Source organism: Vibrio sp. 2433-A1 (genome assembly GCF_056726085.1).
In genome coordinates this window covers 48,211-75,009 of record NZ_JBRESC010000019.1, presented here as the reverse complement: position 1 = coordinate 75,009, position 26,799 = coordinate 48,211, and the positions used below count along the sequence as shown (strand labels likewise).

General features: G+C 45.0%; 27 protein-coding genes. 20 read left to right on the top strand and 7 right to left on the bottom strand.

Annotated elements, in window-relative coordinates:
• Positions 1-10: 10 nt before the first annotated feature.
• The 3 genes from ACU01J_RS17400 to uspA all read right to left on the bottom strand — a co-directional run bounded on the left by ACU01J_RS17400 (position 11) and on the right by uspA (position 2,822).
• The gene (locus ACU01J_RS17400; protein WP_481084253.1) at positions 11-1,342 is read right to left on the bottom strand and encodes an IS4 family transposase; all 1,332 of its coding nucleotides are present in this window, start codon (positions 1,340-1,342) and stop codon (positions 11-13) included.
• Positions 1,343-1,460: 118 nt separating this feature from the next.
• Positions 1,461-2,339 carry a carboxylate/amino acid/amine transporter gene (locus tag ACU01J_RS17395; RefSeq protein ID WP_481086844.1) on the bottom strand — a complete coding sequence of 293 codons (879 nt, stop codon included), beginning with the start codon at positions 2,337-2,339 and terminating at the stop codon, positions 1,461-1,463.
• A 57-nt stretch (positions 2,340-2,396) separates the two neighbouring features.
• The gene (gene uspA, locus ACU01J_RS17390) at positions 2,397-2,822 is read right to left on the bottom strand and encodes a universal stress protein UspA (RefSeq protein WP_134835742.1); all 426 of its coding nucleotides are present in this window, start codon (positions 2,820-2,822) and stop codon (positions 2,397-2,399) included.
• Positions 2,823-2,977: 155 nt separating this feature from the next.
• Between uspA and ftnA the strand changes: the two genes are divergently transcribed.
• From ftnA to ACU01J_RS17370, 4 genes are all read left to right on the top strand, one after another.
• Positions 2,978-3,505 (top strand): non-heme ferritin, encoded by a 528-nt coding sequence (ftnA, locus tag ACU01J_RS17385; RefSeq protein ID WP_004409725.1) that lies wholly within the window; start codon positions 2,978-2,980, stop codon positions 3,503-3,505.
• Positions 3,506-3,577: 72 nt separating this feature from the next.
• On the top strand, positions 3,578-3,901 hold the full coding sequence (uspB, locus tag ACU01J_RS17380) for a universal stress protein UspB (RefSeq protein WP_004409720.1): 324 nt from the start codon (positions 3,578-3,580) through the stop codon (positions 3,899-3,901).
• Between the two features lie 107 nt (positions 3,902-4,008).
• On the top strand, positions 4,009-5,202 hold the full coding sequence (locus tag ACU01J_RS17375) for a BaiN/RdsA family NAD(P)/FAD-dependent oxidoreductase (protein WP_481086843.1): 1,194 nt from the start codon (positions 4,009-4,011) through the stop codon (positions 5,200-5,202).
• Between the two features lie 83 nt (positions 5,203-5,285).
• Positions 5,286-6,116, top strand: coding sequence for an HDOD domain-containing protein (locus ACU01J_RS17370; protein ID WP_481086842.1), 831 nt, complete (start codon positions 5,286-5,288; stop codon positions 6,114-6,116).
• Between the two features lie 20 nt (positions 6,117-6,136).
• Here the strand turns inward: ACU01J_RS17370 and ACU01J_RS17365 are convergent, their stop codons facing one another.
• Positions 6,137-7,042: a DMT family transporter gene (locus ACU01J_RS17365; RefSeq protein WP_481086841.1), complete on the bottom strand. Its 906-nt coding sequence runs from the start codon at positions 7,040-7,042 to the stop codon at positions 6,137-6,139.
• A gap of 167 nt (positions 7,043-7,209) precedes the next feature.
• Here ACU01J_RS17365 and rmuC point away from each other — a divergent pair, with 167 nt between their 5' ends.
• From rmuC to tatC, 7 genes are all read left to right on the top strand, one after another.
• On the top strand, positions 7,210-8,760 hold the full coding sequence (rmuC, locus tag ACU01J_RS17360) for a DNA recombination protein RmuC (RefSeq protein ID WP_481086840.1): 1,551 nt from the start codon (positions 7,210-7,212) through the stop codon (positions 8,758-8,760).
• A gap of 56 nt (positions 8,761-8,816) precedes the next feature.
• Positions 8,817-9,599: a bifunctional demethylmenaquinone methyltransferase/2-methoxy-6-polyprenyl-1,4-benzoquinol methylase UbiE gene (gene ubiE / locus ACU01J_RS17355; RefSeq protein ID WP_481086839.1), complete on the top strand. Its 783-nt coding sequence runs from the start codon at positions 8,817-8,819 to the stop codon at positions 9,597-9,599.
• Between the two features lie 11 nt (positions 9,600-9,610).
• Positions 9,611-10,216 carry a ubiquinone biosynthesis accessory factor UbiJ gene (locus ACU01J_RS17350; RefSeq protein ID WP_481086838.1) on the top strand — a complete coding sequence of 202 codons (606 nt, stop codon included), beginning with the start codon at positions 9,611-9,613 and terminating at the stop codon, positions 10,214-10,216.
• Positions 10,213-11,847: a ubiquinone biosynthesis regulatory protein kinase UbiB gene (ubiB, locus tag ACU01J_RS17345; protein WP_481086837.1), complete on the top strand. Its 1,635-nt coding sequence runs from the start codon at positions 10,213-10,215 to the stop codon at positions 11,845-11,847. The genes ACU01J_RS17350 and ubiB overlap by 4 nt, the downstream gene beginning before the upstream one ends.
• 50 nt (positions 11,848-11,897) lie before the next feature.
• Positions 11,898-12,158 (top strand): Sec-independent protein translocase subunit TatA, encoded by a 261-nt coding sequence (gene tatA / locus ACU01J_RS17340; protein ID WP_481086836.1) that lies wholly within the window; start codon positions 11,898-11,900, stop codon positions 12,156-12,158.
• A gap of 3 nt (positions 12,159-12,161) precedes the next feature.
• Complete coding sequence (tatB, locus tag ACU01J_RS17335) at positions 12,162-12,593, top strand: Sec-independent protein translocase protein TatB (protein ID WP_053440727.1); 432 nt, start codon at positions 12,162-12,164, stop codon at positions 12,591-12,593.
• Positions 12,594-12,669: 76 nt separating this feature from the next.
• Positions 12,670-13,416 (top strand): twin-arginine translocase subunit TatC, encoded by a 747-nt coding sequence (tatC, locus tag ACU01J_RS17330; RefSeq protein WP_481086835.1) that lies wholly within the window; start codon positions 12,670-12,672, stop codon positions 13,414-13,416.
• 70 nt (positions 13,417-13,486) lie between these two features.
• On the opposite strand, the gene ACU01J_RS17325 is transcribed toward tatC, so the two are convergent.
• The gene (locus ACU01J_RS17325; RefSeq protein ID WP_481086834.1) at positions 13,487-14,248 is read right to left on the bottom strand and encodes a TatD family hydrolase; all 762 of its coding nucleotides are present in this window, start codon (positions 14,246-14,248) and stop codon (positions 13,487-13,489) included.
• 163 nt (positions 14,249-14,411) lie between these two features.
• On the opposite strand from ACU01J_RS17325, the gene hemB reads away from it, so the two are divergent.
• The 4 genes from hemB (at position 14,412) to spfP (ending at position 19,625) form a co-directional block, all read left to right on the top strand.
• Positions 14,412-15,461: a porphobilinogen synthase gene (hemB, locus tag ACU01J_RS17320; RefSeq protein WP_481086833.1), complete on the top strand. Its 1,050-nt coding sequence runs from the start codon at positions 14,412-14,414 to the stop codon at positions 15,459-15,461.
• 66 nt (positions 15,462-15,527) lie between these two features.
• The gene (locus ACU01J_RS17315) at positions 15,528-15,965 is read left to right on the top strand and encodes a GNAT family N-acetyltransferase (RefSeq protein WP_481086832.1); all 438 of its coding nucleotides are present in this window, start codon (positions 15,528-15,530) and stop codon (positions 15,963-15,965) included.
• A 623-nt stretch (positions 15,966-16,588) separates the two neighbouring features.
• On the top strand, positions 16,589-19,384 hold the full coding sequence (gene polA, locus ACU01J_RS17310; RefSeq protein WP_481086831.1) for a DNA polymerase I: 2,796 nt from the start codon (positions 16,589-16,591) through the stop codon (positions 19,382-19,384).
• Positions 19,385-19,577: 193 nt separating this feature from the next.
• Complete coding sequence (gene spfP / locus ACU01J_RS17305) at positions 19,578-19,625, top strand: small protein SpfP (protein WP_438356636.1); 48 nt, start codon at positions 19,578-19,580, stop codon at positions 19,623-19,625.
• 509 nt (positions 19,626-20,134) lie between these two features.
• Here the strand turns inward: spfP and yihA are convergent.
• Entirely contained in the window at positions 20,135-20,800 is a 666-nt protein-coding gene (yihA, locus tag ACU01J_RS17300) for a ribosome biogenesis GTP-binding protein YihA/YsxC (RefSeq protein WP_481086830.1), read from the bottom strand.
• Between the two features lie 136 nt (positions 20,801-20,936).
• Between yihA and ACU01J_RS17295 the strand changes: the two genes are divergently transcribed.
• The 5 genes from ACU01J_RS17295 (at position 20,937) to hemN (ending at position 25,550) form a co-directional block, all read left to right on the top strand.
• Entirely contained in the window at positions 20,937-21,554 is a 618-nt protein-coding gene (locus ACU01J_RS17295) for a c-type cytochrome (RefSeq protein WP_481086829.1), read from the top strand.
• Between the two features lie 725 nt (positions 21,555-22,279).
• On the top strand, positions 22,280-22,918 hold the full coding sequence (locus ACU01J_RS17290; RefSeq protein ID WP_481086828.1) for a class I SAM-dependent methyltransferase: 639 nt from the start codon (positions 22,280-22,282) through the stop codon (positions 22,916-22,918).
• Positions 22,918-23,478: a Der GTPase-activating protein YihI gene (gene yihI, locus ACU01J_RS17285; protein WP_481086827.1), complete on the top strand. Its 561-nt coding sequence runs from the start codon at positions 22,918-22,920 to the stop codon at positions 23,476-23,478. The genes ACU01J_RS17290 and yihI overlap by 1 nt, the downstream gene beginning before the upstream one ends.
• Positions 23,479-23,486: 8 nt before the next feature.
• Complete coding sequence (locus ACU01J_RS17280; protein ID WP_481086826.1) at positions 23,487-23,975, top strand: DUF2489 domain-containing protein; 489 nt, start codon at positions 23,487-23,489, stop codon at positions 23,973-23,975.
• A gap of 186 nt (positions 23,976-24,161) precedes the next feature.
• Positions 24,162-25,550 carry an oxygen-independent coproporphyrinogen III oxidase gene (gene hemN, locus ACU01J_RS17275; protein WP_481086825.1) on the top strand — a complete coding sequence of 463 codons (1,389 nt, stop codon included), beginning with the start codon at positions 24,162-24,164 and terminating at the stop codon, positions 25,548-25,550.
• A gap of 214 nt (positions 25,551-25,764) precedes the next feature.
• Here the strand turns inward: hemN and ilvY are convergent, their stop codons facing one another.
• Positions 25,765-26,658 carry an HTH-type transcriptional activator IlvY gene (gene ilvY / locus ACU01J_RS17270; RefSeq protein ID WP_481086824.1) on the bottom strand — a complete coding sequence of 298 codons (894 nt, stop codon included), beginning with the start codon at positions 26,656-26,658 and terminating at the stop codon, positions 25,765-25,767.
• Positions 26,659-26,799: the final 141 nt, after the last annotated feature.

The window sequence follows — 26,799 nt, the reverse complement described above, 5'->3', positions numbered from 1 at the left end:
GTAATGCCAGTCAGTTAAGCTGACTGGCATTTTTTCTATTTGTTGCGTACTTCTTGGGTTTCAACTTCACCCATCGAGGATAACTTCTATCTTCTCTTCGAGGCGGTAAGATAAACATGGATACATGCTCTAGTAATACCTCATAGTGTTTAGGGAGCTTTCCTGGGCTTGTTAAAGGCAACGCTGCAAAGTATTGCGTCACAGCCATAGCGCTACTCGTAAAGCTCAGTTGATTTGGCCAGACGCTATCTAACCTACTTGCCGCTTTTGTCATAACCTGCCTGATAAGGTTATAGGCGAGTAAAATACCCCAGAGCTCCTGCTTAACCATATCTGGACGCTTGCTTCGCAATGTATACTCACTGTCAAGTAAGGTCTGCTTCATTTCCCGATAGCCTAATTCGATTTCCCAGCGATAACGATAGAGCTCTACGATTTCTTCGCCAGGAAAACGTAACCCATCACGCATTGATGTAAGCACCTGATACTCCTTACCTTTAATGATTTTTGAGACTAACCTTGCTTCAACTACATCAGGAAGTTCACTAAACTTCTTTCTTGCCTGAGGTGTTGTTTTAATCGCAACGATTGCATCACTCTTGCTGTACCTATGAACGACTTCATACTGGAAGTCTTTTCTCACAGGGAGCATCCAATGCCTCTCTTGGCCGACTTTGTTCCATCGGTTAAGCAGTCCCAGAGAGTAATATCCTTTGTCAAAAATAGTCAGAGAATGGTCTGGCGTTTGTTCTATGAGTTCTTCTGCAAGCCGCATTTCGTTGGTTCGATAGTCAGAGAATGCACTATCGATGAGCTGATGACTTGTAAGCTCCATCAAGCAAACCATGCGTATCTTAGGGTAAATATTTTCAGATGACTGATTACGCTGTGCTTTAAACTCTTGATGATTTTCAGGTGTATCTGCCGTTCTCCAAACGACACCATCGACAGATAGAAGATTGAGTCCACACCAAGTTTCAAACTTAGAAGATTGATAACTCTGAGCCGCCATCGTCTTAAAGACTTGTTTAACACCTTCTTCGCCTAATCTCTGCCTCGCTTGGACAACAGCACTTGGCGCAACAAAGCGCTGTTTGTCTGGTAGGACAATATCAAGTTGGTTAGCGATATCCCAAACAGATTGTTGCCGAAAAAGACTCATTCCTACAACGGACCAAAGTACTGCTTCCAAGGGTAAGCGTCTTCTTCTCACTGTTGCTACACCAGCTTTTTCAAAACCTTGCTGGATAAGCTCTGGACTAAGGATCTCAGAGTATTTGTCAAAGTGATGGAAGGTATTGCATGAGCGAAAAGTATTCGCAAGTTGGCTTTCTAAAGACATGAAAAATCCGATATTAGTTTCCTAATATCGGATTTTGAAGCCTTTTGAGGATCGGTCAAATGATCTCAAAAATTTTTCTTAACTGATCGGCATTACTCCACTTGGAGAGCTTTTTTGTTTACATCGATTGGTAACTTTGCTCGACTTTACGCTTTACCCAAGTCTGGTTGACCCACAGAGAAAGCAAAATAATGGCTCCCCCAATCGTTAGTGGTACAAGGTCGGCATCGCGGTTCCAAATTAGGATGTTAACGATAAGCCCAGCAGGGACAAGCATGTTGTTCATTACTGCTAGGGCGCCAGCATTGACTATGGTCGCGCCTTTATTCCACGCGAAGTAACCGACGCCAGAAGCGATTAAGCCAAGATAAATTAATACCCCCCACTGAGTGCTGGTGGTCGGCATTTTGTCTAGGTTACCCATCAGTGCGAACGCAACGGTTGCGACACACAATGCACCTAAATAGAAGTAACCAAAGATCGCGTGTTGTGGCAGAACAACGTCATATTGCTCCATCAGGTATTTATAGCCGACTTGTCCGATCGCGAAGCAGACATTCGCTCCCTGGACGACTAAAAAGCCAACCACAAAATTTTCGTTGATATCGGCAAACTTGATCACTGCTGCTCCTGCTACCGCAATTACGGCGGTCACCAAGTACCAAGGTGAAAAGCGACGCTTAAGCAAGTCATAGATCAAGGTGACATAAATAGGAGTGAAGATGGTAAAGAGTAGAACCTCAGGCACGGATAGCAGTAAGAATGACTGATAATAGAAGCAGTACATCAAACCGAGCTGAAAACCACCGACAGTCATCAGCTTGACGATTAGCCCCTTATCAACGCCTTTGAATTTCAAAAATGGTAGGAACACCAAGCTCGCCAGTGCCACTCGGATAAAGACTGAAAACCAAGAATCAACCTGACCAGCGAGATAAACACCGATCAGGCTGAAAGAAAATGCCCACAGTAGCGTGACGGCAGATAGATAACCCATGACTAAGACTCATTATCAAAAACTATGGGCGCAGTTTATACCAATGTGGGCTTTGAATCAGTCTTTTAGAGGTACAACCAACATATCGACCGGAGAGCAGTTAATTAGCTGTCGGGTTGAAGAGAGCAGTTTGCTCCAAAAATCTTGATGATGCCCACAAACCACTAAGTCGATATTGAACTCTTTAATCGTGTCACACAGCTCGTTGTTTAAGTCGCCGCTGCCAACTAAGGTATGTTTGATTGGGTAATTGGCATGCTCTGCGAGGTCTTGCAGTTGTTTCTGAGATGCCTCGATCGCTTGATGCTGGGTTTCTGCCAAGTTGATATCAATCAGCCCAGTATAGAGCTCTGCGTAGTTGACATCGATGTGGACAAACGAAATATTGGCGCCAAGAGGCTTGGCCAAGGATACCGCTTTGTTGACCAACAATTTACTGTCTTCAGAGAGGTCGATGGCAACCAAAATATGCTGATAACTCATAATGCTATCTCCTTGTAAGTATCTGTTTAAAGATTAGCACCTTGGTTGAAGAAATTTTGCAAGAGTGATCTCAGATCCACATTTGTTAGACAAAGTGTTATGGTTGCGAACATGATATAGTCAATTTAACTTCAGAGACTTAGTAGGAGTAGCAAATGCTTTCTCAAGCAATGGTTGAACAATTGAATGAGCAAATTAATCTCGAATTTTTCTCATCCAATCTATACTTACAAATGAGTGCTTGGTGTGAAGACAAAGGATTCGAAGGCGCAGCTGAATTTTTACGTGCCCACGCCGTAGAAGAAATGGAGCACATGCAGCGTTTATTCACTTACGTGAGTGAAACCGGTGCAATGCCAATTTTAGGTGCGATTGAAGCACCAAAGCACGAGTTCAATAGCCTTGGCGATGTATTTCGCGAGACATTTGAACATGAGCAAATGATTACTGAGAAAATCAACAAACTTGCACATGTCGCATTTACATCTCAAGACTATTCAACATTCAACTTCTTACAGTGGTACGTTGCAGAGCAGCACGAGGAAGAGAAGTTATTTAAAGGGATCTTAGATAAGCTGGATCTTGTTGGTGAAGATGGCAAAGCGCTGTTCTTTATCGATAAAGACCTAGCTGCTTTGGCAAAAGAAGGTTCATCTTCAATTATGGATGCCCCAGCTGAGTAACTTTCAGCGCAAGACACTCTAATTTAGGTCGTCTTTTTCTCTGGGCAAACATGAAGATGTAGGGAGGAAAAGATGATCAATGCTGACACCATTCTATTCGCGCTAATGATGGTAACTGTGGTTAACATGGCTCGTTACCTGACTGCACTGCGTTCTCTCATTTACATCATGCGAGAAGCTCACCCGCTGTTATACCAACAGGTGGATGGCAATGGCTTCTTTACCACCCATGGCAATGTGACTAAACAAGTCCGTCTCTTCCACTACATTAAGAGTAAAGAGTACCACCATCACCATGATGAGGTGTTTACAGGTAAATGCGATCGAGTTCGAGAGTTGTTTATTTTATCTACCTCTTTGCTAGCTGTGACTTTACTGGCGGCGATGATTCTTTAAGCAGCGAATTGGCAATCTGATTAAATATCGCTAGAATATCCGTTCAAATTGCAAAGGATGTGCGTAATGCACATCCTTTTTTATTGGTTTTTTATGAGTAGTTGTTCATGACAGAAAAGTTTGATGTTGTCATCATCGGTGCGGGTGCAGCAGGTTTAATGTGTGCGGCAGAAGCGGGTAAGCGCGGTCGTAAAACATTAGTACTCGATCATGCTAAAAAGCCGGGGCGCAAAATTCTGATTGCTGGTGGCGGGCGCTGCAACTTCACCAACTATGATGTTTCTGCCAACAACTACCTGTGTCAAAACCCACACTTTGTAAAATCGGCCTTATCGCAATACACCAACTGGGACTTCATCTCTATGGTGAGTAAGCACGGTATTGAGTTTGAAGAGCGTGACCATGGGCAGCTATTTTGTGTCGGTGATTATGACTCAAAAGATATCGTCAAAATGATGCTGGCTGAGTGTGACTATCCAAGCGTGAGCCAACGTTATCAGCAAGATATTCATCATATTGAGCAAACGGAATCTGGCTTTACGCTGCACGCCAATACTAGCGTGATAGAGTGTCACTCTCTGGTCGTTGCGACAGGTGGGTTATCGATGCCTAAGCTAGGTGCAACGCCATTTGGTTATAAGATTGCCGAACAATTTGGCTTAGAAGTGGTATCGACTACCGCTGGCCTGGTGCCATTTACGCTGCACAAAGAAGACAAAGAAGCCTTTGCTGAATTGTCTGGGATCGCGATTCCTGCCGAAATTACGGCGCAAGATGGGACGGTCTTTAAAGAAGCGCTGCTGTTTACTCACCGCGGCCTGTCTGGTCCTTCGGTATTGCAGATCTCTTCATTCTGGAAAGCGGGCGAAAAGGTCACGATTAATTTGGTACCAGAAGCGGATATTGATGAGCTATTGCAACGCTCACTTGAGAAACATCCAAATCAGAGCCTTAAAAACACCTTAGCGAAGGTATTACCTAAGCGTTTGGTCGAAGTACTGATTGATAGAAAAGTATTGCAAGATAAGCCGCTCAAGCAGTTCAATGCCAAGCAACTTAGTGAGATAACACATACCTTAGAAAACTGGCAGATTGCCCCCAATGGTACTGAAGGCTACCGCACTGCAGAGGTCACATTAGGCGGTGTTGATACTAACCATCTGTCATCGAAAACGATGGAATGTAAGCAAATCAAAGGTTTGTATTTTATCGGTGAAGTGATGGACGTGACTGGCTGGCTTGGTGGCTATAACTTCCAGTGGTGTTGGAGCTCAGGTTTCGTTGCTGGCCAGTGGGTGTAATTCAAGCCAACAAAATTTAATTAGAGTTCACCCGATAGTACTACACTTATTCTAGTTAGTTGGGTATCGAAGGAGTGAACTCTATGAGTCAACAAGCACTGATCTCTCGTATCAACGAGTTGCCACGTATCGAAAGTGTATTGCAAGAGCTATTGGAAATGGTCAATCGAGAATCGATCGATTTCGGTGATTTGGCCCATAAAATGGCGATGGATCAGGTGTTATTGGCAAGAGTACTCAGGATGGCCAACTCAGCCCAATTTGGTGGGGTTAAGGGGGTTTCTAATATCAATGATGCCATTGTTCGGATTGGTATTGGTGCGATCCGCAATTTGATCTCTTCTTCGATTCTCGCGTCTACCTTTCCTAAAATTGAAACCCTTAACGTTAAAGACTACTGGGCGGGTACTTTTGAAGTCGCTACCATAGCCAGTACCATAGCCAAAGACATTAAGCTCGACCCCAATGAAGCCTTTAGTACTGGGATCTTACACAATATCGGTGAGCTGATGATTCATACCCTTGAGCCAGAAAAAGCGGTGATTATTAGCCATAGAGTGGAGAGTGGAGAAAATCCAGCACAAGTGCAGCGAGAACTGTTAGGGGTAGATGCGCAGCAGTTAGGTGCAGCTTTAGCGGAAAGTTGGATGTTCCCCAATCAATTGGTTGATGCGATTGCTAACGTTAATCACCCAGCTAAAGCGGTTGAGTCAAAACGCTTGGCTTGTCTGATGTATCTAGCGCGCGATGCGCACCAACGTTGGGATAATATGTTTGATGAGGCGGAAAAACAGCGTTATTTGGCCAACAGTAAGGCCGCGCAGGCACTGCATGCTTCACCAGAGTTAGCGGTCAAAATTGATGGAGTGAGAGGTCAGGGCAGTGAATTGGCCTATCAGCTATTTGATGGCTGACAGACCAAGTTATCAAGTTGTTAAGCGGCTTGTTTTGGCTGATCTTTTTTGCCGATTTTGATCTGCTGGATCACTAAGCCTGTGATAATCAGCACCAAACCGACCAATGTCGCTGGATGAATCTGTTCACCTATGATGGTAGCTAAGAGCATCAATGAAATAAATGGCGAAGCGAAAATCAAGTTACTGATTCGAGCAGTGTTCTGCGTTGCTTTTAAGGCACTGAGCCACAGAACAAATGTCACACCCATCTCAAACAAACCTACGTAGGTAACCGCTAACCAGCCTTGAGTGCTTATGTGAGCAAAACTTTCCCCTTCATAGAGGGTTAAACCAATCGCAAACGGAATCGCAACTAAAAAGCCAAGTAATACGCCAACGACAGGGTCGGCTTTATTCTTGGTATTTAAAATCCAGTATCCTGCCCAAAGCAACGTCGATAACAGCGCTAAGCCAACACCCAATGGGCTATCGAAGTTGAGCCCTAGCACATCGCCTTTGGTCGCGATGACAATCACGCCAAGGTAGCTAAACGTACACGCAATCCAATCCTTCGTTCGGATCTTTTGCCCGAGGAATACCGCCGCCATTAAGGTTAAGGTGATCGCCCAACTGTAGTTAATTGCTTGTGCTTGCGAGGCGGGTAACAAATCGTAGGCTTTAAACAAAATGATGTAGTAAGCGAGCGGGTTGATAAGACCGAGTAATAGGTAGTACCAAGGATTTGAAAGAAAAGTGCTCGAGAGTAACTTCAATTTGCCCGACACCGCACAGATGATGATCAGCGCAATGGCAGAGACAATACTCGCCACAGTGAGCATTTGAATGGGAGAGAACTCAGCTAGGGTGAGTTTGAAAGCAGTGGCTACCGTCGACCAGAGTAGTACAGCGGATAAACCTAATCCTAAAGCGCGACGCTCGTTCATGATATTCCTTTAATAAAACCAACGACTTATCGTTTAATGGTCACAAGAGTAGTATAGAGTACGGAGCGCCTAGTCTAGCTGCTCGATATCTAACCGACAAACTGGACATTTATCCAGTGGTAAAATACCATTATCAATACAAAATAAAGAAGAGTTAAATCGTTATTATGCAATGGATTCTTGAGCATCAAAGCGTGTTGGTCAGTGGTGTCGCAGGCGCAATCACCAGTGGTGTCGCTGTTGGCTGGTGGGTCAAACAGAAAATGCGCTTCGACAATCAGCTTTTAGAGCAGCAGTTAGAATCAAATCAGCAGTTGGCCACTAGCCAAATAGCCCAGTTACACAAAGAGTTAGCTGAGGCGCAAAGCGAGCTAGATGAACTGGATACTGAGCGAGATAAAGCCGCCTATGAACTCAAGCAGTCTCACGGCAAGCTGATGGCCGTGCTCGAAAAGTTGCGTTACTTCGATGCGGTCAAGCAAGAGCGCCAGCAGTATGCCGACGATCTGAACCAAGTACGCGAGCATAAATCACAGCTTGAAGCACAGCTGCGTGAGCAAGAAGCGCGTCATGAGCAACAAAACAAAGCCAATCAAGAAAAGCTGCAATTGCTAGAACAGGCCGAAGAGCGCCTTAAGCAACAATTTGAGCACTTAGCGAATCAACTGTTTGAGGCGAAAACCGCCAAAGTCGATCAACAAAACCGTCAAAGCTTAGATGGTTTGCTCTCGCCATTGCGTGAACAGTTAGAAGGCTTCAAGAAGCAGGTCAATGACAGCTTTAACCAAGAAGCCAAAGAGCGTCATACGCTGGTGCATGAATTGAAAAACCTGCAGCGTTTGAACGAGCAGATGACCAAGGAAGCACTCAACCTGACGCAAGCGCTTAAAGGCGATAACAAGCAGCAGGGTAACTGGGGCGAAGTGGTTCTAGCGCGTGTGCTGGCTGAATCTGGCCTGCGTGAAGGGCATGAATATCAAACCCAAGTTAGTTTGCAAAACGAAGCGGGTAAGCGTTACCAACCAGATGTAATTGTTCACTTACCGCAAGATAAGCAGGTGGTGGTCGACTCGAAGATGGCCTTGGTCGCCTATGAACGCTACTTTAATGCCGAAACCGATGCAGAAAGGGAACGTGCCCTAAGTGACCACTTACTTGCATTACGTGCTCATATTAAAGGCTTATCCAACAAGGATTACCATCAGCTGAAAGGCATTCAAAGCCTCGACTATGTACTGATGTTTATTCCGGTTGAACCAGCTTTCCAAGTAGCGATTCAAGCGGATCCGAGCTTGGTCAAAGATGCGATGGAACAAAACATTATCTTGGTCAGTCCGACGACCTTGCTGGTGGCACTACGCACTATCGATAACTTGTGGCGCAATGAACGTCAAAACCAGAATGCGCAAATCATCGCTGAGCGAGCCAGTAAGCTTTACGACAAGCTGCGTCTGTTTGTTGATGATATGGAAAGCTTGGGCGGCGCGTTAGATAAAGCCAACCAGAATTATCAAGGTGCGATGAACAAGCTGGCTAGTGGCCGAGGCAATGTGATTCGCCAAGCTGAAAGCTTTAAACAGCTCGGGGTTGAGGTAAAAAAGCCAATCTCAAATGATTTGGTCCAACGTGCTCAACACGATGGCCTCACAGAAAAGCGTGTATTGGATAAAAATGATTCTTTCGCCGAAAGACATCCGGATGAGGATAAAGTAAACTAATCGCCCGCAGCGCTTAGGTCGTATTAATTAGTAGCGCTGCTCGAAGAGGAATCATCATGACGGATACAAGCGTGCAATCGAATACAGCTTTAGAATCAAATGAAACCACGCATTTTGGTTTCACAACCGTAGCAAAAGAAGAGAAAGTGACGAAAGTTGCTGAAGTTTTCCACTCTGTGGCGGCCAAGTACGACATTATGAATGACTTAATGTCGGGTGGTATTCACCGCCTGTGGAAGCGTTTCACTATCGATTGTAGTGGTGTTCGTCCTGGTCAGCGAGTGCTAGACCTTGGTGGTGGTACCGGTGACCTAACGGCTAAGTTTTCACGCATCGTGGGTGAAAAAGGCCATGTGATTCTGGCTGATATCAATAACTCTATGCTCAATGTTGGTCGTGACAAACTGCGTGACAACGGCATTGTTGGCAACGTTCACTATGTACAAGCCAACGCTGAAGAGCTGCCATTCCCAGATGACTACTTTGATGCCATCACCATCAGCTTCTGTTTGCGTAACGTAACGGACAAAGATAAAGCGCTGCGTTCGATGTACCGCGTGCTTAAGCCAGGTGGTCGTCTACTTGTGCTGGAGTTTTCTAAGCCAATCCTTGAGCCGCTATCAAAAATTTACGATACCTACTCATTCCACTTGTTACCAAAAATGGGTGAGCTAGTGGCGAACGATGCAGAAAGCTACCGTTACCTTGCTGAATCTATCCGTATGCACCCGAATCAAGAAACCTTGAAAGGCATGATGGATGAAGCGGGCTTTGAAAACACCAGTTACTACAACTTAACTGGTGGTATTGTGGCGCTGCACCGCGGTTACAAATTCTAAGGTTGCTAACGATGCCATTTGAACCTCTTGTTACTGCGGTCATTGAGACCACGCTCAATACATTGATTAAAGACGATCCTGAATTGGGTCGTCGACTTGCTCGCCTTAAAGGGCAAGTGATTCAAGTTAACCTCAAAGAACTCAATAAGACCCTAACGTTCATCTTTAGTCAGCAGATTGATGTATTGGCTAATTACGAAGGGCAACCAGATTGTTATCTATCACTCAACTTATCAGTGCTGCCTGAGCTGCGTGATCAATCCAATATCACTAAGCTCATCAAGCAAGATAAGCTGGTGTTAGAAGGTGATATCCAACTTGCGCAGAAGTTTTCGCAGTTGATGACCGATTGCAAACCTGATCTTGAAGAGTGGCTATCTAAGCTGACAGGTGATGTTGTTGCACATACGGTTGTGCAAGGGGTTACTGGCGTTGGCAATATGCTTAAAGCGCAGGCGAGTAAGCATCAAAACCATCTTGCGCAGGTACTGACGGAAGAGTGGAAGATTGCTCCAGCGCCGTTAGAAGTGGCGCATTTCTGTGATCAGGTTGATGACGTGAAAAGTCAGGCAGCGCGCGTCGAAGCGAAGCTCAATAAATTGTTGGAGCTTGCATGACCTTAACCGAGCTGCGCCGTTTATATCATATCGTTCGAGTCCAGCTTGAGTATGGGCTTGATGAACTGCTCCCTGAACATCAGTTAACGAAAGCGCCTCTTCTGCTAAGAAAAAGTCTGTTCTGGATTAAGAATCAACATCCAGAAAAGCCGCTAGGTGAGCGACTGCGTCTAGCACTACAAGAACTTGGCCCTGTGTGGATTAAGTTCGGTCAGATGATGTCGACCCGCCGCGACCTCTTTCCACCTCATATCGCAGACCCATTAGCTTTACTGCAAGACCAAGTGTCACCGTTTGATGGCCAGTTGGCGAAACAGCAAATGGAGCAAGCACTCGGTGGTCCACTGGAAACTTGGTTCGATGATTTTGAGATTGAACCGCTGGCGTCGGCGTCGATTGCTCAGGTGCATACCGCAAGGTACAAATCGACTAACCAAGAAGTGGTATTAAAGGTCATCAGGCCAGATATTCGCCCGGTCATTGATGCAGATCTAAAACTGATGTACCGAATGGCACGTATAGTCGCCAAAGCGCTTCCTGAAGCACGTCGATTGAAACCAGTCGAAGTGGTACGTGAGTACGAAAAAACATTATTGGATGAGCTAGACCTACGTCGTGAAGCGGCCAATGCAATTCAATTGCGTCGCAACTTCGAAGGCAGCGAAGAATTGTATGTGCCAGAGGTCATTACTGACGTTAGTAATCAAACTGTCATGGTTTCTGAGCGAATATACGGTATTCAAGTTTCTGACATTGAAGGTTTGAAGGCCAACGGCACCAACATGAAGCTCCTAGCTGAGCGTGGTGTGAGTGTGTTCTTTACCCAGGTCTTTCGCGATAGCTTCTTCCATGCCGACATGCACCCTGGTAACGTATTTGTTGAACCAGAACATCCAGAGAATCCACGTTGGATTGGTCTAGATTGCGGTATTGTTGGTACGTTAAACAGTGAAGATAAGCGTTATTTAGCGGAAAACTTCTTAGCGTTTTTTAACCGTGACTACCGACGCGTGGCTGAACTGCATGTTGACTCTGGTTGGGTTCCACGTGAAACCAACATTGACGAGTTTGAATTTGCGATTCGCATTGTGTGTGAGCCGATTTTTGCTAAGCCACTGTGTGAGATTTCGTTTGGCCATGTGCTTTTAAACTTGTTTAACACTGCGCGTCGCTTCAATATGGAAGTGCAGCCGCAATTGGTGTTGCTGCAAAAGACGTTACTTTATGTCGAAGGCCTTGGCCGTCAGTTATACCCACAACTTGATTTGTGGGAGACTGCTAAACCATTCCTTGAAGAGTGGATGATGAACCAAGTTGGCCCGCAAGCGGTGATCAACGCGGTGAAAGATCGTGCGCCGTTCTGGGCAGAGAAACTGCCAGAACTGCCAGAGTTGCTTTATGACAGCTTGCGCCAAGGTAAGATGATGAACCAACGTATGGATCAGCTCTACCAAGGTTATCGTTCAAGTAAGCGTCAGCAGGCGACCGGAAAATTTTTGTTTGGTGTTGGTGCCACATTAGTCGTATGCTCGGCAATATTGGTTAACAGCACTTATGAGCAGCTTTCATTAGGCACCGCCATTGGCGGGGTCACATTTTGGTTGCTTAGTTGGCGAGCTTACCGTCAATAGACGTTAAACTCTTGAAATAGTTTTGTTTAATAAGACCCGAGGTAAAAAGAATGGGTGGTATTAGTATTTGGCAACTTTTGATTATTGCTGTCATTGTAGTTCTACTGTTTGGTACTAAGAAACTACGCGGTATTGGTGGCGATCTTGGTAGCGCAGTAAAAGGCTTCAAGAAAGCAATGAGCGAAGATGATGCGGACAAAGACAAAAAAGACGCAGATTTCGAGCCAAAAGCTGTTGATCAGCAAAAAAGCGTAGAGCAGCAGAAAACAGAAGCAACTGCTGAAACTAAGAAAGACAAAGAGCAGGCGTAACTCGTGTTTGATATCGGTTTTTGGGAACTGGTATTAATATCTGTTGTTGGGCTGGTAGTGCTTGGTCCTGAGCGTTTGCCACATGCGATCCGCAGTGTCTCCAAATTTGTCGGTGCAGCGAAAAACATGGCAAACAGTGTGAAAGATGAACTTTCTCATGAGCTTAAGGTACAAGAACTGCAGGAAAACTTGCGCAAAGCAGAGCAAATGGGGATGGAAGATCTCTCTCCTGAGCTTAAGTCTTCAGTAGAACAATTGAAGCAAGCTGCGCAAGACGTCCAGCGTCCATACGCGAGCAAAAGCGACTCAGCGACGAACAGTACTGAGACTGTGGATGACCAAGTTGCATCCGTTCACAGCGCTAATGACTCCGCTGGTGAGGTTGAAAGTTTAAATACTCAGCCAACACCACAGGCAGATAAAAAAGCCGAATAGTCTCGTATTTAGAGGAGCTACGACTTGCAGTATAAAGTCCGTAGCTCTTTTTCTATCTTTTTGAGTAGAGGTTTCCATGTCTTCTGTTGAGCAGACACAGCCTTTGATCAGCCACTTATTGGAACTTCGTAACCGCTTGCTACGTGCTATTGTTGCCGTGCTAGTGGTGTTTCTTGGTCTGATCTATTTTGCCAATGACATCTATGAGTTTGTCTCCGCACCTTTGGTAGAGCGTCTACCGGAAGGGGCAACCATGATTGCTACCGATGTCGCGTCGCCGTTTTTCACACCGTTAAAGCTGACTTTAATTGCGGCTATTTTTCTAGCGGTGCCGTTTATCTTGTACCAAGTGTGGGCGTTTGTTGCACCGGGCTTGTATAAGCATGAACGTCGTTTGATCATGCCATTGATGTTCTCAAGCTCACTGCTGTTTTATTGTGGTGTGGCTTTCGCTTACTTCGTGGTATTCCCGTTGGTGTTTGGTTTCTTTACTGCTATTTCTCTTGGCGGGGTAGAGTTTGCAACCGACATCTCCAGTTACCTCGATTTTGTCTTAGCGTTGTTCTTAGCGTTCGGTATCGCGTTTGAAGTGCCAGTGGCGATCATCTTGTTATGTTGGACTGGGGCGACTAACCCTAAGAGCCTGAGTGAAAAGCGCCCATACATCATCGTTGGGGCGTTTATTGTCGGTATGATGCTGACGCCACCAGACATGATTTCTCAGACGCTATTAGCGATTCCAATGTGTCTGCTATTTGAAGTTGGTTTGTTCTTTGCGCGCTTCTATGTGCGTAAAGATGACGATGAAGAAGTCGAAGAGTAGGCCTTATCGCCAGATCGAAAAAAGGGGTTGATGTGAAAGCATCAACCCCTTTTTGTTTTTGTACAGAGAATTAGAGTTTAAACAGCTGAATCGCATTGGTGGTAGTTAGCTGACCCACCTCTGCTACGCTGAGCTCTCTGAGCTCAGCAACACGTTGAGCGACAAGAGAAGTATAGGCTGGCTCATTACGTTTACCACGGTGTGGCACAGGTGCAAGGTATGGGCAATCTGTCTCTAGAATCACATAGTTCATATCGAGGTGGGGGATCACCTTATCCATACCACCGTTTTTAAACGTTGATACACCACCTAAACCTAAGTGGAAGCCGAGATCATTGATCGCCTTTGCTTCTTCAGCACTGCCACCAAAACAGTGGAATACTCCAGAGAGTGAGCCATCTTGCGCTTGACGAAGCAGCGCCAGAGTTTCTTCAATGGAATCGCGAGTATGAATCACCACTGGAAGTTTCATCTCTTTTGCCCAGTTTAACTGAGTGATAAAAGCCATTTCCTGCTCGGCCTTATAGGTTTTATCCCAGTATAGGTCGATGCCAATTTCACCCACGGCAATAAAGTTATGCTTGTCGAACCAAGAGTGGACCGCATCAAGAGTCTGTTTGACGTTGCCGTCGACGTAGCATGGGTGAAGGCCCATCATAGAGCGACAAACTTGTGGATAAGCCGCCTCTGTTTTTAGCATTGGCTCTATCGACTCTAGGTCAATGTTCGGCAGGAGAATCTTATCTATGCCCTGGGCGAGAGCGCGCTGAACCACATCATCACGGTCTGCATCAAATTCACTGGCATAGATATGGGCGTGGGTATCAATCATGGTTGTTCTCTGGGCAAAATGATTCTTGGTTAACTAAGTGGCACCAGTATACGGCAGTGTGAGCCTTTGGTCATTTTCTGCATTTTTGCGTTTTGTTGCTAGCGTCACTTCCATTGAGTGATATTATTCAACTCAAGCACTTTCACCACACAAGGAGAATAGAGTGTCAGTTTCGATTCAAGGTCAATTCCCTGGCCGTCGTATGCGCCGTTTGCGTAAACATGACTTTAGCCGTCGCCTAATGGCTGAAAACCAACTCTCTGTTAACGATCTTATTTACCCAATGTTTATCTTAATGGGTAAAGATCGCCGCGAAACCGTGGATTCTATGCCGGGTATCGAACGCTTATCGATCGACTTGATGCTGGAAGAAGCGCAATACCTTGCTCAGCTAGGTGTACCAGCGATCGCTCTATTCCCTGTGGTAAACCAAGATGCAAAAAGTTTATGTGCTGCTGAAGCTTACAACCCAGAAGGTTTGGTTCAGCGCGCGGTACGCTCACTCAAAGAGCATGTGCCAGAAATCGGTGTGATTACTGACGTGGCACTCGACCCATTCACTACCCATGGTCAAGATGGCATCATCGACGAAGAGGGCTACGTGCTTAATGATGAAACCACTAAGGTTTTGGTTAAGCAGGCGTTGTCTCATGCTGAGGCGGGCGCAGATGTTGTGGCGCCTTCAGATATGATGGATGGCCGAATCGGTGAGATTCGCAAAGCGCTAGAGCAAGCAGGTCACATTAATACCCAAATCATGGCGTACTCTGCCAAGTATGCGTCTTGCTACTATGGCCCGTTCCGTGATGCGGTCGGCAGCGCAAGTAACCTTAAAGGCGGTAACAAGAAGAACTACCAAATGGATCCGGCCAACAGCGATGAAGCGATCCATGAAGTGGCCATGGACGTCAACGAAGGCGCGGATATGGTGATGGTTAAGCCAGGTATGCCATATTTGGATATTGTTCGCCGCGTTAAGTCTGAGCTAGAAGTACCGACTTTTGCTTACCAAGTTTCAGGTGAGTATGCGATGCATAAAGCTGCTTTTGCCAATGGTTGGTTAAAAGAGCGCGAGACGGTGATGGAATCTTTGCTGTGCTTTAAGCGTGCAGGTGCTGATGGCATTTTGACTTACTTTGCTAAAGACGTGGCAGAGTGGCTAGCGGAAGAAAATGCTCAAGCAGCGACCTTCTTGCGAGAAGATCAAGAATAGTCGTGACGAGTTTATAATTTCGAAAGGCTGGCAGTTGCCAGCCTTTTTTCGTTTAGGAGTTTGATAGTGAGTGTAGTTTATCGTCAGGGGACACTCGAAGAGTGCGTTCAAGTTGTAGAGCAGATCCAAGAGTTTGCCCATAAAGAGACGGTCGAAAGCTTATCGGCGCGTTTAGAAGGCAAAGCACGCTCTCTGATCCAAGTCGCGCAAGAAGGGGATAACTTGCTGGGCTTTAAAATTGGTTATCAATTGGATGAGCAAACCTTTTATAGCTGGTTCGGAGGTGTTTCTTCGCTGGCTCGTAATAAGGGCGTGGCGCAAAAGTTATTGGAAATTCAAGAGAAGTGGGTCGCAGAGCAGGGTTATAAGCAGCTAAAAGTGAAATCGAGAAATCAATTTCCTGCGATGTTGAGACTGCTGATCAGAAATGGCTATCTGATTGAAAATTTTGAACAAAAGCATCCTCTTATAGAGAGTAGAATCCACTTCGTAAAGCAGCTATAGCACTGTCATAAAATTAAATGAGATTTTTTCTCATTTAACTATTGACGCATTAAATGCGAATGGTTATTATTTGTCTCGTCTTAGGGAATGAGAGAAGTTCACAAGGACGTTGAGTTACCAGATTCAATATGGAGACGGTGATGACACTGAACTTAATCGAACTTGCACGAGTTCTTTTTGACACGACATTGCTCACATTGCTTCCAGTGTAATTTATAGCTTTATGGCAGAGCACCTCATTCACCTGAATTGCTTTGACCCCTTTTTGCTAGGCGACATCGAAAGATGTCGCTTTTTTTATGCTTGTGATTTGCGATCGAATAAAAGGACACCAATAGTCTTTTCCACAGAGCAAGATCGTTTCAAGATCGATCTGTGGATGATCGATCTCTGTTAATATTCTTTTATTACATGGTCTTATAGTGTTTTTGTCGTGCTTCTATTCCATTTTTATATCCTGTGTATAAATAATATAAACAGAGTTATCCACAAGTGAGGTGGCCCGTTGGTATAAGAATAATCAAATGTGAGCGTAGAGTTGAGAGAGTTAAAATGGATTCACTGACGGACTCATGGCATCCTAAGCAGATCTTTTTTGCATTTTCTTTGGATACGTAAAGACTATGGCCAATATTCCTGATAATCCGTTGATTCTTATCGATGGTTCTTCTTACCTATATCGCGCATTTCATGCCTACCCTGGCACTATGAGTAATGGCGATATTCCAACTAATGCGGTCTACGGTGTGGTGAACATGCTGCGTAGCATGATGCGTCAATTTGCTTCCGATCGTATTGCTGTGGTCTTTGATGCGAAAGGCAAAACCTTCCGTGATGACATGTATCCAGAGTACAAAGCAAACCGTCCACCTATGCCTGATGATCTGCGTTGTCAGATCGAGCCTCTGCATAATGTGATTCGTGCAATGGGCTTACCACTGATCTGTATCCCTGGCGTTGAAGCCGATGACGTGATCGGTACCTTAGCGTATCAAGCTTCTCAAGCGGGTATGCCTGTGCTGATCAGCACCGGTGATAAGGATATGGCTCAGCTGGTGGATGATAACGTTACTTTGATCAACACCATGACTAATGTGGTGATGGATCGTGAAGGTGTGATTGAGAAGTTTGGTATTCCACCGGAACTGATCATCGACTACCTAGCGCTGATGGGCGATAAAGTCGATAACATCCCTGGTGTTCCGGGTGTCGGCGATAAGAGGGCCACGGCGCTGCTACAAGGCATTGGCGGTTTAGATAAGCTGTATGAAAATCTTGATGATATCGCGCCACTTGGTTTCCGCGGTTCTAAAACCATGGCTAAGAAGCTGGTCGATAACAAAGATAATGCTTTGCTGTCTTATGAGCTCGCGACCATCAAGCTAGATGTCGAACTCGAAGAAACTCCAGAATCGCTGCTAAAAGCGGAGCCAAACACAGACGAACTGATCAAACTTTACGGTCAGCTAGTATTTAAGTCATGGCTCAATGAGCTATTAGATGGCGGTAACGGTGTCGTAGAAGCGGATGAAAAATCCGGCGGAGCAACGGGCGCAGCGAAAGCATCAAGTGGCGTAGAAATGGACACTTCAGCAGTGACCATTGATCGCAGCCAGTACGAAACCATTCTAGATGAAGCGAGTTTTAACGCGTGGCTAGATAAGCTCAAAGCAGCCGAGGTATTCGCTTTTGATACCGAAACTGACAGCTTAGACTACATGGTCGCGAATCTTGTGGGCCTTTCGTTTGCAACCGAAGAAGGTGTCGCTGCGTACGTTCCTGTTGCTCATGATTACCTAGATGCCCCTGCGCAGCTAGATCGTGATTGGGTACTAGAGCAGTTAAAACCGATTCTTGAAGATGAAGCTCAAGCGAAAGTGGGCCAAAACCTCAAATACGATGCCAGTGTATTAGCGCGCTACGGCATTGAAATGAAAGGCATCAAGCACGACACCATGCTGGCTTCGTATGTATATAACAGCGTAGGTGGTAAGCATGATATGGACAGCTTGGCGCTACGCTTCCTTCAGCATAGCTGCATCTCATTTGAGCAGATTGCCGGTAAAGGCAAGAAGCAACTGACCTTCAATCAAATAGAGCTTGATCAAGCATCACCGTATGCCGCAGAAGATGCGGATGTGACGCTTCGCCTGCATAATCGCTTGATGGAAAATATCGCTCAAGACGAGAAGCTTTCGTATATCTATAGCGAAGTAGAAGTTCCACTAATTCCGGTTATGTCTCGTATAGAGCGTACAGGTGTGTTAATTGATGATTTCCAGTTGAATGCACTGTCCGTTGAATTTACCAAGAGACTAGAAGAACTGAAGCAGAAGATCTTTGATATTGCTGGCAAAGAATTTAACGTCAATTCCACTTTACAGCTGCGAGAAGTAATGTTCGAAGAGTTGGGAATGCCAGTCATTAAGAAAACTCCGAAAGGAGTTCCTTCTACGAATGAAGAGGTATTGCAGGAGCTTGCTTTAGATTACCCGCTACCGAAAATTCTTCTTGAATACCGTAGTTTGTTTAAGCTCAAGACATCATACACAGATACCCTACCTACAAAGATTAATCCAGTCACAGGTAGGGTTCACTGTTCGTTTAATCAGGCAGGTACAGCTACAGGTAGAATGTCTTCCGTTGAACCAAACTTGCAGCAGATTCCAATTAGAAATGAAGAAGGTCGTTTGATAAGGCAAGCGTTTATTGCTGAGAGTGGCTACAAAATAATGGCAGTCGATTACTCTCAGATTGAGTTGCGTATCATGGCGCACTTATCGGGTGATAAAGCGCTGTTAGACGCTTTCCAGCAAGGCAAAGACATTCACGCTGCAACCGCTGCCGAGATTATGGGCACTACCATTGACCAAGTGAGTTCAGAGCAGCGTCGCCGTGCAAAAGCGGTTAACTTTGGCCTTATCTACGGTATGAGTGCGTTTGGTCTAGCGAAACAATTGGGTATCCCACGTGGTGAAGCGCAAGATTACATGAACAAATACTTCGAACGTTACCCAGGTGTAATGCAGTACATGGAAGACACGCGTAGCGCGGCATCTGAGCAAGGCTATGTTGAAACCATCTTTGGTCGTCGTCTACATCTACCAGAAATCCAATCACGTAATGGTATGCGTCGTAAAGCGGCAGAGCGTGCGGCGATCAACGCGCCAATGCAGGGCACCGCGGCAGATATCATTAAGAAAGCGATGCTATTGGTTGATGAATGGATTCAAGCTGAAGGTGACGGTCGAGTTAAACTGTTGATGCAAGTACACGATGAATTGGTATTTGAAGTTCAAGAGTCAGCTTTGACCGAAATTGAAAGTAAAGTACAAGAATTAATGGAGTCGGCAGCAGAGCTAAGTGTTCCTCTTGTCGCTGAAGCTGGTCATGGTGATAACTGGGATCAGGCACACTAGACAAAAAATAAGCAAAAAACGATTAATAACATGAGCCAGTGCACAAACGCTGGCTTTTTCTTGTCAAGAAATAAGTTTCTGATGATTTTGTCAAAGTGTTATTTAATAAAATTTTAATGAAAAAAACTTACAAAAGTGGTTTTCATTTCTGACCAATTGTTGTACATTAATCTGCGTAGGGTACAGAGGTAAGATGTTCTATCTTTCAGACCTTTTGTTTCACGTTATTGGATTAGGCTGATTCAGCCGCCCCAGTCAGTATTTGACTGGGGCGTTTTTTATTGTGCGAAAGAAAAATCTAATAAACTCATATCCTTATCTTGGTATTTCTCACTATCGCTCTATTTTCCTATCTCTTTGTCGATGATCATTGTCATGACAAGCCATTGATTCACCTTTCTGTAATCACACAAAATTTTGTAATTTTACTCCATTCACAGTTTGGTTATTTTGGTCAGAAAAACAATCCAATTATCTTTCAATTTATTGGTTGAGTTTAACTTTAACTGTTTGTTTTTGTTTGGAAATAAGTCTAATTTAGCTAGCGGATGTTTGAGAGGGAGCGGAGTTGACCTCAACGGAGAAATTCGTAATCTAGGGCGCACAATAATTTATAACAACTATTTCTCTCCCGTTGCCCCGCCAGGATGGTGGGGCGTTTTGTTTCTGCGCTCCCTTATTAATAAGCTGAGTATAAAAAAGCCCCGCATTGCTGCAGGGCTTGTTAAAAAATATCGTTCCGAATCAATACTATTGTTGTTCGTCGTCGATATTTTCTTCTTCAATGATCTCTTCAACCACTGATTGTGACAATGCTGGGGCAAACCATTCATCGAGTTTGTTGCGCAGCACGTCAACACCGAGTCCTTTTAGTGAAGAGAAAGCAGCAACGCTAACATCACCACCAAAGCCAACTGCGTCTTTCTTAATCTTCAATACTTGCGCTTTACGTGCACCACTTTTCAGTTTGTCGGCTTTAGTCAGCAACACTTGGACTGGAATACCGCTGTCCACAGCCCAGAAAATCAACTGCTGATCGAGGTCTTTCATCGGGTGACGGATATCCATCAGTACTACTAGACCTTTTAGGCAGGCGCGTTTCTGTAGGTATTCACCTAGCGATTTTTGCCATTTCTTCTTCATTTCTAACGGGACTTGCGCAAAGCCATACCCGGGAAGGTCGACAATGTGACAGCCGTCAGTCACTTTAAATAAGTTAATAAGTTGTGTACGACCTGGTGTTTTACTGGTTTTTGCAAGGCTACGCTGGTTGGTCAAGCGATTAAGAGAGCTTGATTTGCCCGCATTGGAGCGTCCTGCAAACGCAACTTCGATACCTTCATCTGCTGGCAAGGCGCGGATATCCGGCGCACTTGTGATGAAATGAGTGTTTTGATAATGAATTTTTACGCTCACTGTTAACTCCATCTCGACTTTGTGTAGTCGATTGATTACTTTTTTGTGAAATTGTGTAAAATAACCGTGCTCGGCATAAGGTCGCCTATTGTACCATGAGTGGTACTGGAAGCTTGATAATTATAAATGGAATGTCATGAAGAAATTAGCGCTAATATTGAGTCTTTTAGCCAGCTGCTCCGTATGGGCCCAAGGCAGCATAGAAGCTGGTAAAGCAAAATCTCAAACCTGTGTTGCCTGCCATGGTGCTGACGGCAACAGTCAACTCGCAATGTACCCGAAAATTGCTGGTCAGCATGCTAAATATATCGAAAAGCAGCTGAAAGAATTCAAGTTGGGTATGACTAGTGGTGGTAAACAAGGTCGTGTAGACCCTGTGATGGGGGGTATGGCTATGCCTCTGTCTGAGCAAGATATGAAAGATCTTGCGGCTTACTACGCATCTCTACCTATCTCGGACAACACAACACCTGAAAACGTTGTTGAAGCAGGTAAGGTTCTTTATACCGCTGGTGACGCTGAACGTGGTCTAACAGCTTGTATTGCATGTCACGGTCCTCGTGGTGATGGTACTGAGCTATCTGGCTTTCCGAAAATTTCAGGTCAACATGCTGATTACATTAAAGCTCAGCTAGAAAAATTCCGTGACGGCTCTCGTGCAAACGATATGAACGAAATGATGCGTGATATCGCGAAGAAGCTGACGGATGAAGATATCGATACTCTTTCAAAATATGTTGGTGGCCTACACTAAGCCCTTTGAATTTGTTCGAGCATAAGTTGTATTGAAAAAGCCCAGACTTCGGTCTGGGCTTTTTCGTATGATTGCGATCACTCTCGCCAATCGGAGCCAATGTTCTTTCTCGCCACTCTACTTGTAAGAGATCGTCCATACATTAGTTATCCATTTTCTGTGGGATCTCCGCAAGGTGTTGAAATTAAAGGCTATGATTTGAAGGCAAGAAATTAACTGCAAATATTGTTTTTTGAGGATTGTTCAAAGCCACTATCACGGTAAAGTATTGTTATCGGCAGGGCGCTGATGAAGGATTTCAGACCAAGAGGTCTCCAAGGACGCAAGCGAAGGATGCTTGGTTGTTGAAGAATGGAATCAGGGTAGGTAGGACACCTACTTGATACGGATGGTCGACTTGTCTAATGGTTTAAGACAGCGTAAAGGATCAGGCTAAGGACTAGCCCCAATAACAGGAAGTTAAAGGAAAGCCAAAACTCACCAGGATGGTGGCAAACAACACTTTTGGCAGGGAAAGCGCTAAAAACAAATGGATTATTGGTGTACTGAACTCAGTACAACACAGTTTTACCGTAAGGTATTTAGAAAGCGATAGAGACACTCTATCGCTTTTTTTATTCCTATTTTTCAAAAATTGATGATTATTTGCGCAATAGTGCTCCACTCTAACGCCAGTTTCTGGTATGTTTCGCATCCCTGTTTGAGGATGAGTTTACGCAGCCGATATGCATAATTGCCCCCTTTGTCAGAGCTTAAACATCAAGCACTATTATGAAGATAAGCGTAGAGAGTATCTTCAGTGCCAGCAGTGTGAGCTTGTGTTTGTTAATCCAGACCAGCGTTTGGATGCAAAAGCGGAAAAAGCCCACTACGATCTGCATGAGAATGATCCAAATGACGAAGGATATCGACGCTTTTTATCTCGGGTTTCTGACCCCATATTAACGCGTATAACTCCCAACTCTCACGGGTTAGATTTTGGTTGTGGCCCAGGACCAACATTATCTTTAATGTTGGAAGAGCAAGGACACACCATGAGTTTGTATGACCTTTACTATCACCCAGATCGCTCGGTGTTAGACACGTCGTATGACTTTATCACTGCCACAGAAGTTATTGAGCACCTTTATGAGCCCAATAAAGTGTGGCAGCAATGGTTGAATTTAGTTAAGCCGGGTGGCTGGATTGGTCTTATGACTAAGATGGTCATTGATATTGAAGCGTTTGCCTCATGGCACTACAAAAACGATCTGACCCATGTGGTCTTTTTCAGTCGTAAAACGTTTCAATACTTGGCAGAGCGGGATCAGCTCGAGCTTGAATTTATTGGTAATGATGTAATTTTACTGAGGAAAGCCCAGTAATGAGCCGTAGTAAGAAAGCAAGATCAGGCGGTAATAGCGACGTAATCGTTGTTCGTAATCGTACTGAATCAGACGTTGAAGGACGTCTACGTAAAAAAGACAAAAAGCGCAAAGGTCTAAAGACCGGCGGTCGCAACTCTGAAGCAAAAACACAAAAGCAACAGACTGCGAGCCAAAAGCGCGACCCACGTTTAGGCAGCAAAAAGAAGATTCCTTTAGTTGTTGAAGCGGTGAAAAAACCAAACAAAGCTGAGCGTCGTATTAGTGCTGAAAAAGAGCTAGAAATGCTTGAAAATGATGCGCAACTGAACGTGCTGTTGGATCGCCTAGATAACGGCGACAGCCTAGGTGCGGGTTTACAGAAGTACGTTGATGAAAAACTTGCACGTATTGAAATCCTGATGAAGCAACTTGGTATCTACGAAGAATCTGAAGAAGAGTTCGAGGAAGACGATGTTGTTGAGCCAGTAGCAAAACAGAAGCCGAGCAAGAAAGCGAATTCAGACGATGAGCTACTTTCTCAGTTTGAAGGTTTGGATCTGAACCAATTTAAAGGGTAAAGAGCACGATGAATGTAACCTTATTAGCTATCGCAGGCAGTGCCATTGTCCTGGGTTTAGCCTCTTATGCTGGTTACCTTCTGCTCCAGCTCAAGAAGCAAAAGGAATTGCAATTGCAGCAACAAAAGCTGGCAATTGAAAAGCGTAATGCCAACATCTTTGAAAGCGTCAACGTCCTTTGCTTAGCCGGCATTCAAGAGCAGTGTGACCTATCTGAGATCAGTATTCGTCTTTATAACATCATGGACTATGTCCAAGGTGAAGAGCGTGTCGATTTCGACCAAGAATACCCAGCGACTTCAGAGCTGTTCCATATCGTTAAAGATATGGCGCTCGGAGAAGCTCGTCAGGAATTGGCTAAACAAGAGCGCATGAAGCAAAATCTTGAGCGCCACAAAGCAGAGTCACGCCTTCAGCAAGATATTACTGAAGAGCTAAAACGTCTGCAGAAAAAAGTGAAACCGCTAAACAACCAGATCAACATTCAAATGATCTAGCGCGTAACTTTTATAACTCGATCGCTTACACTTAAAGGGTAGTGATCGAGTTATCAATTCTGAGTATTGCTACTCAAAAAGCAGCCAGCGCACCGACGACTCACTCTAAGGTGTGGCAAAATAGCCTGCTAATTACCATGATCCTAGTGGTCACATAAGCATTACAGCCCAAACGGAAATACCATCATGTCGCAGCCCGTCGTCGCAAGCCAACAAATTGTCTGGGATCAGGCGGTTCTTGATAAGTACAACTATTCAGGTCCTCGTTATACTTCATACCCAACAGCTTTAGAATTCCATGAAGCTTTTACAGTCGCAGACTACGACATGGCGTGTACTCAATATCCAGAGCGACCGCTTTCTCTTTATATTCACATCCCTTTCTGTCACAAGCTTTGCTACTACTGTGGTTGTAATAAGGTCATCACTCGTCATGCCCATAAAGCGGACGAGTATCTTGATGTGTTAGAGCTAGAAATTCGGACACGCGCGGCATTGCTACAAGGTCGTAAAGTGACTCAGCTTCACTTTGGCGGCGGTACACCCACTTTCCTAACCAAAGCGCAAATTAGCCGTGTGATGGCGATTCTTCGCGGCGAGTTCTACTTTGAAGGCGATGCGGAAATCAGTATCGAAGTTGACCCGCGTGAAATCGAGTTGGATATGCTGGATCACCTACGTGGTGAAGGCTTCAACCGTTTGAGCATTGGTGTGCAAGACTTCAATAAAGAAGTGCAGAAGTTGGTTAACCGTGAGCAAGATGAAGAATTTATCTTTGCTATGGTTGAGCGAGCTAAAGATCTAGGCTTCCGTTCAACTAACCTAGATTTGATTTACGGCCTGCCGAAACAAACCAAGGACTCATTTGCTGAGACGCTTAAACAAGTACTAGAAATGAAGCCTGGTCGTTTGTCTGTGTTTAACTACGCCCATATGCCGCAACTGTTTGCTGCGCAGCGTAAGATTAAAGATGAAGATTTGCCGATCGCTGAAGAGAAAATGGCGATTCTACAAGACACCATTGCAACCCTAACAGGTGCGGATTATCAGTTTATCGGTATGGACCACTTTGCTCAGCCGGATGACGAACTGGCGGTGGCGCAGCGTAATGGCGTATTGCACCGCAACTTTCAAGGTTACACCACCCAAGGTGAAGCAGACTTAGTCGGCTTCGGTGTTTCTGCGATTTCAATGATTGGTGATGCGTACGCGCAAAACCAGAAAGAGTTGAAGAAGTACTACGCGCAAGTAACTGACCAGCGTCATGCTTTATGGAAAGGTGTCTCGCTTGATAGTGATGACTTACTTCGCCGTGAAGTGATTAAGCAGCTAATTTGTAACTTTAAACTGGATAAGACCATGATTGAGTCCGAGTTTAAGGTGCCATTTAATCAATACTTCAAAGAAGACTTAGGTTTACTGCAGACCTTCATTAATGATGAGCTAGTCGAAGTGGATGACGAAGAAATTCGCGTGACACTGCGTGGCCGACTACTGATTCGTAACATTTGTATGTGTTTCGATAAGTATTTAAGAGCTAAGGCTAGGCAGCAGCAGTTCTCTCGCGTCATCTGAGTTTTCGTCATATTTGAAGCCACAGCGTCGTTGCCTTCACAACCTTCCCGGAGCGCCGGCCGTCCCAATCACATAGCGCACTATGCTCAGGGGAATAAGGTTGTTTGACGCCTAGCTGTGACTCCAACTATTTAGAAAACTGCTTTAATTGTAAAAGCCACCGTGTTTCTTGATTTCTGAAAAAGCGGTGGCTTTGTTGTATCTGGCGTTTAGATTATGGAGCGATATAGGTATCGTGGGCCATTTGCCACAGTGCTTTAATTAACGGGTTGTCGAGCTGTGAGCGCTTGCAGCACACCCCAAGCTTAAACGGTTTGACTGAAGCGGCGACTTTAAGCCGTTCTATCTTCTCTTTGACCGGACTGTTATTGATCACCACGTCTGGTGCAATACCGACACCACACCCTAGCGCGACCATACTGACAATCGCTTCATGACCTGACACTTGCGCGTAGATGTTAGGTTTAATCTTCATTGACTTAAACCAAGCATTGGCGCGCTCTCGGGCAGTACCTGACTCGGGGACAATAAATGGAATCACAGACCAGTCAGGCTTATCTTTTCTTAGCTCTTCTGCAAAGTTGCTCACCCCAACCGGGGCAATCACAGACAGGGGAATTTCACTGATGGTTTCAAACTCGATCCGTGCTGGTAACTGCTCTGGTTGGGCTGAGATGGCAATATCCGCTTCATCAGCTAGCACCTTGCCAATTGCTTGAGCGGGGTCACCAGTCGAGAGTTTGAATTCAATGAAAGGGTGCTGGAGACGAAACTCTGAGAGTAGCTCTGGCAAATGGCTGTAACTGGCCGTCACTGAGCAGAACAAGCGTATCTCGCCCTTTAATTCTTCTTCATGACCTTTTAGCTGCGCATTGTAGTTTTGCCACTCGCCCAAAATATTCAGTGCCACGGGTAACAGCTTTTTCGCCGCAGGGGTGAGTTCGACACTGCGATTGTCGCGCAGGAACAATGCTTGCCCAGTATCGCTTTCCAATTTTTGGATCTGGCGACTGAGTGCTGAAGGGCTGATATGCATCGCCGAGGCGGTCTTGGCAAAACTTTTACTATCACACAGGTGAATGAACAACTGCAGGCACTTAATGTTCATGAAGGGGTCATATCCTTGTTGCATTAATTGCAATTACTAATTGTGAATATATCACTTTAAGCAACAGAATGTCTGCTTTAGTATGAACTCATTCGGTAACAAAACGACCGACCTCAACGGAAAAATTCTTTAAAGGAGCGC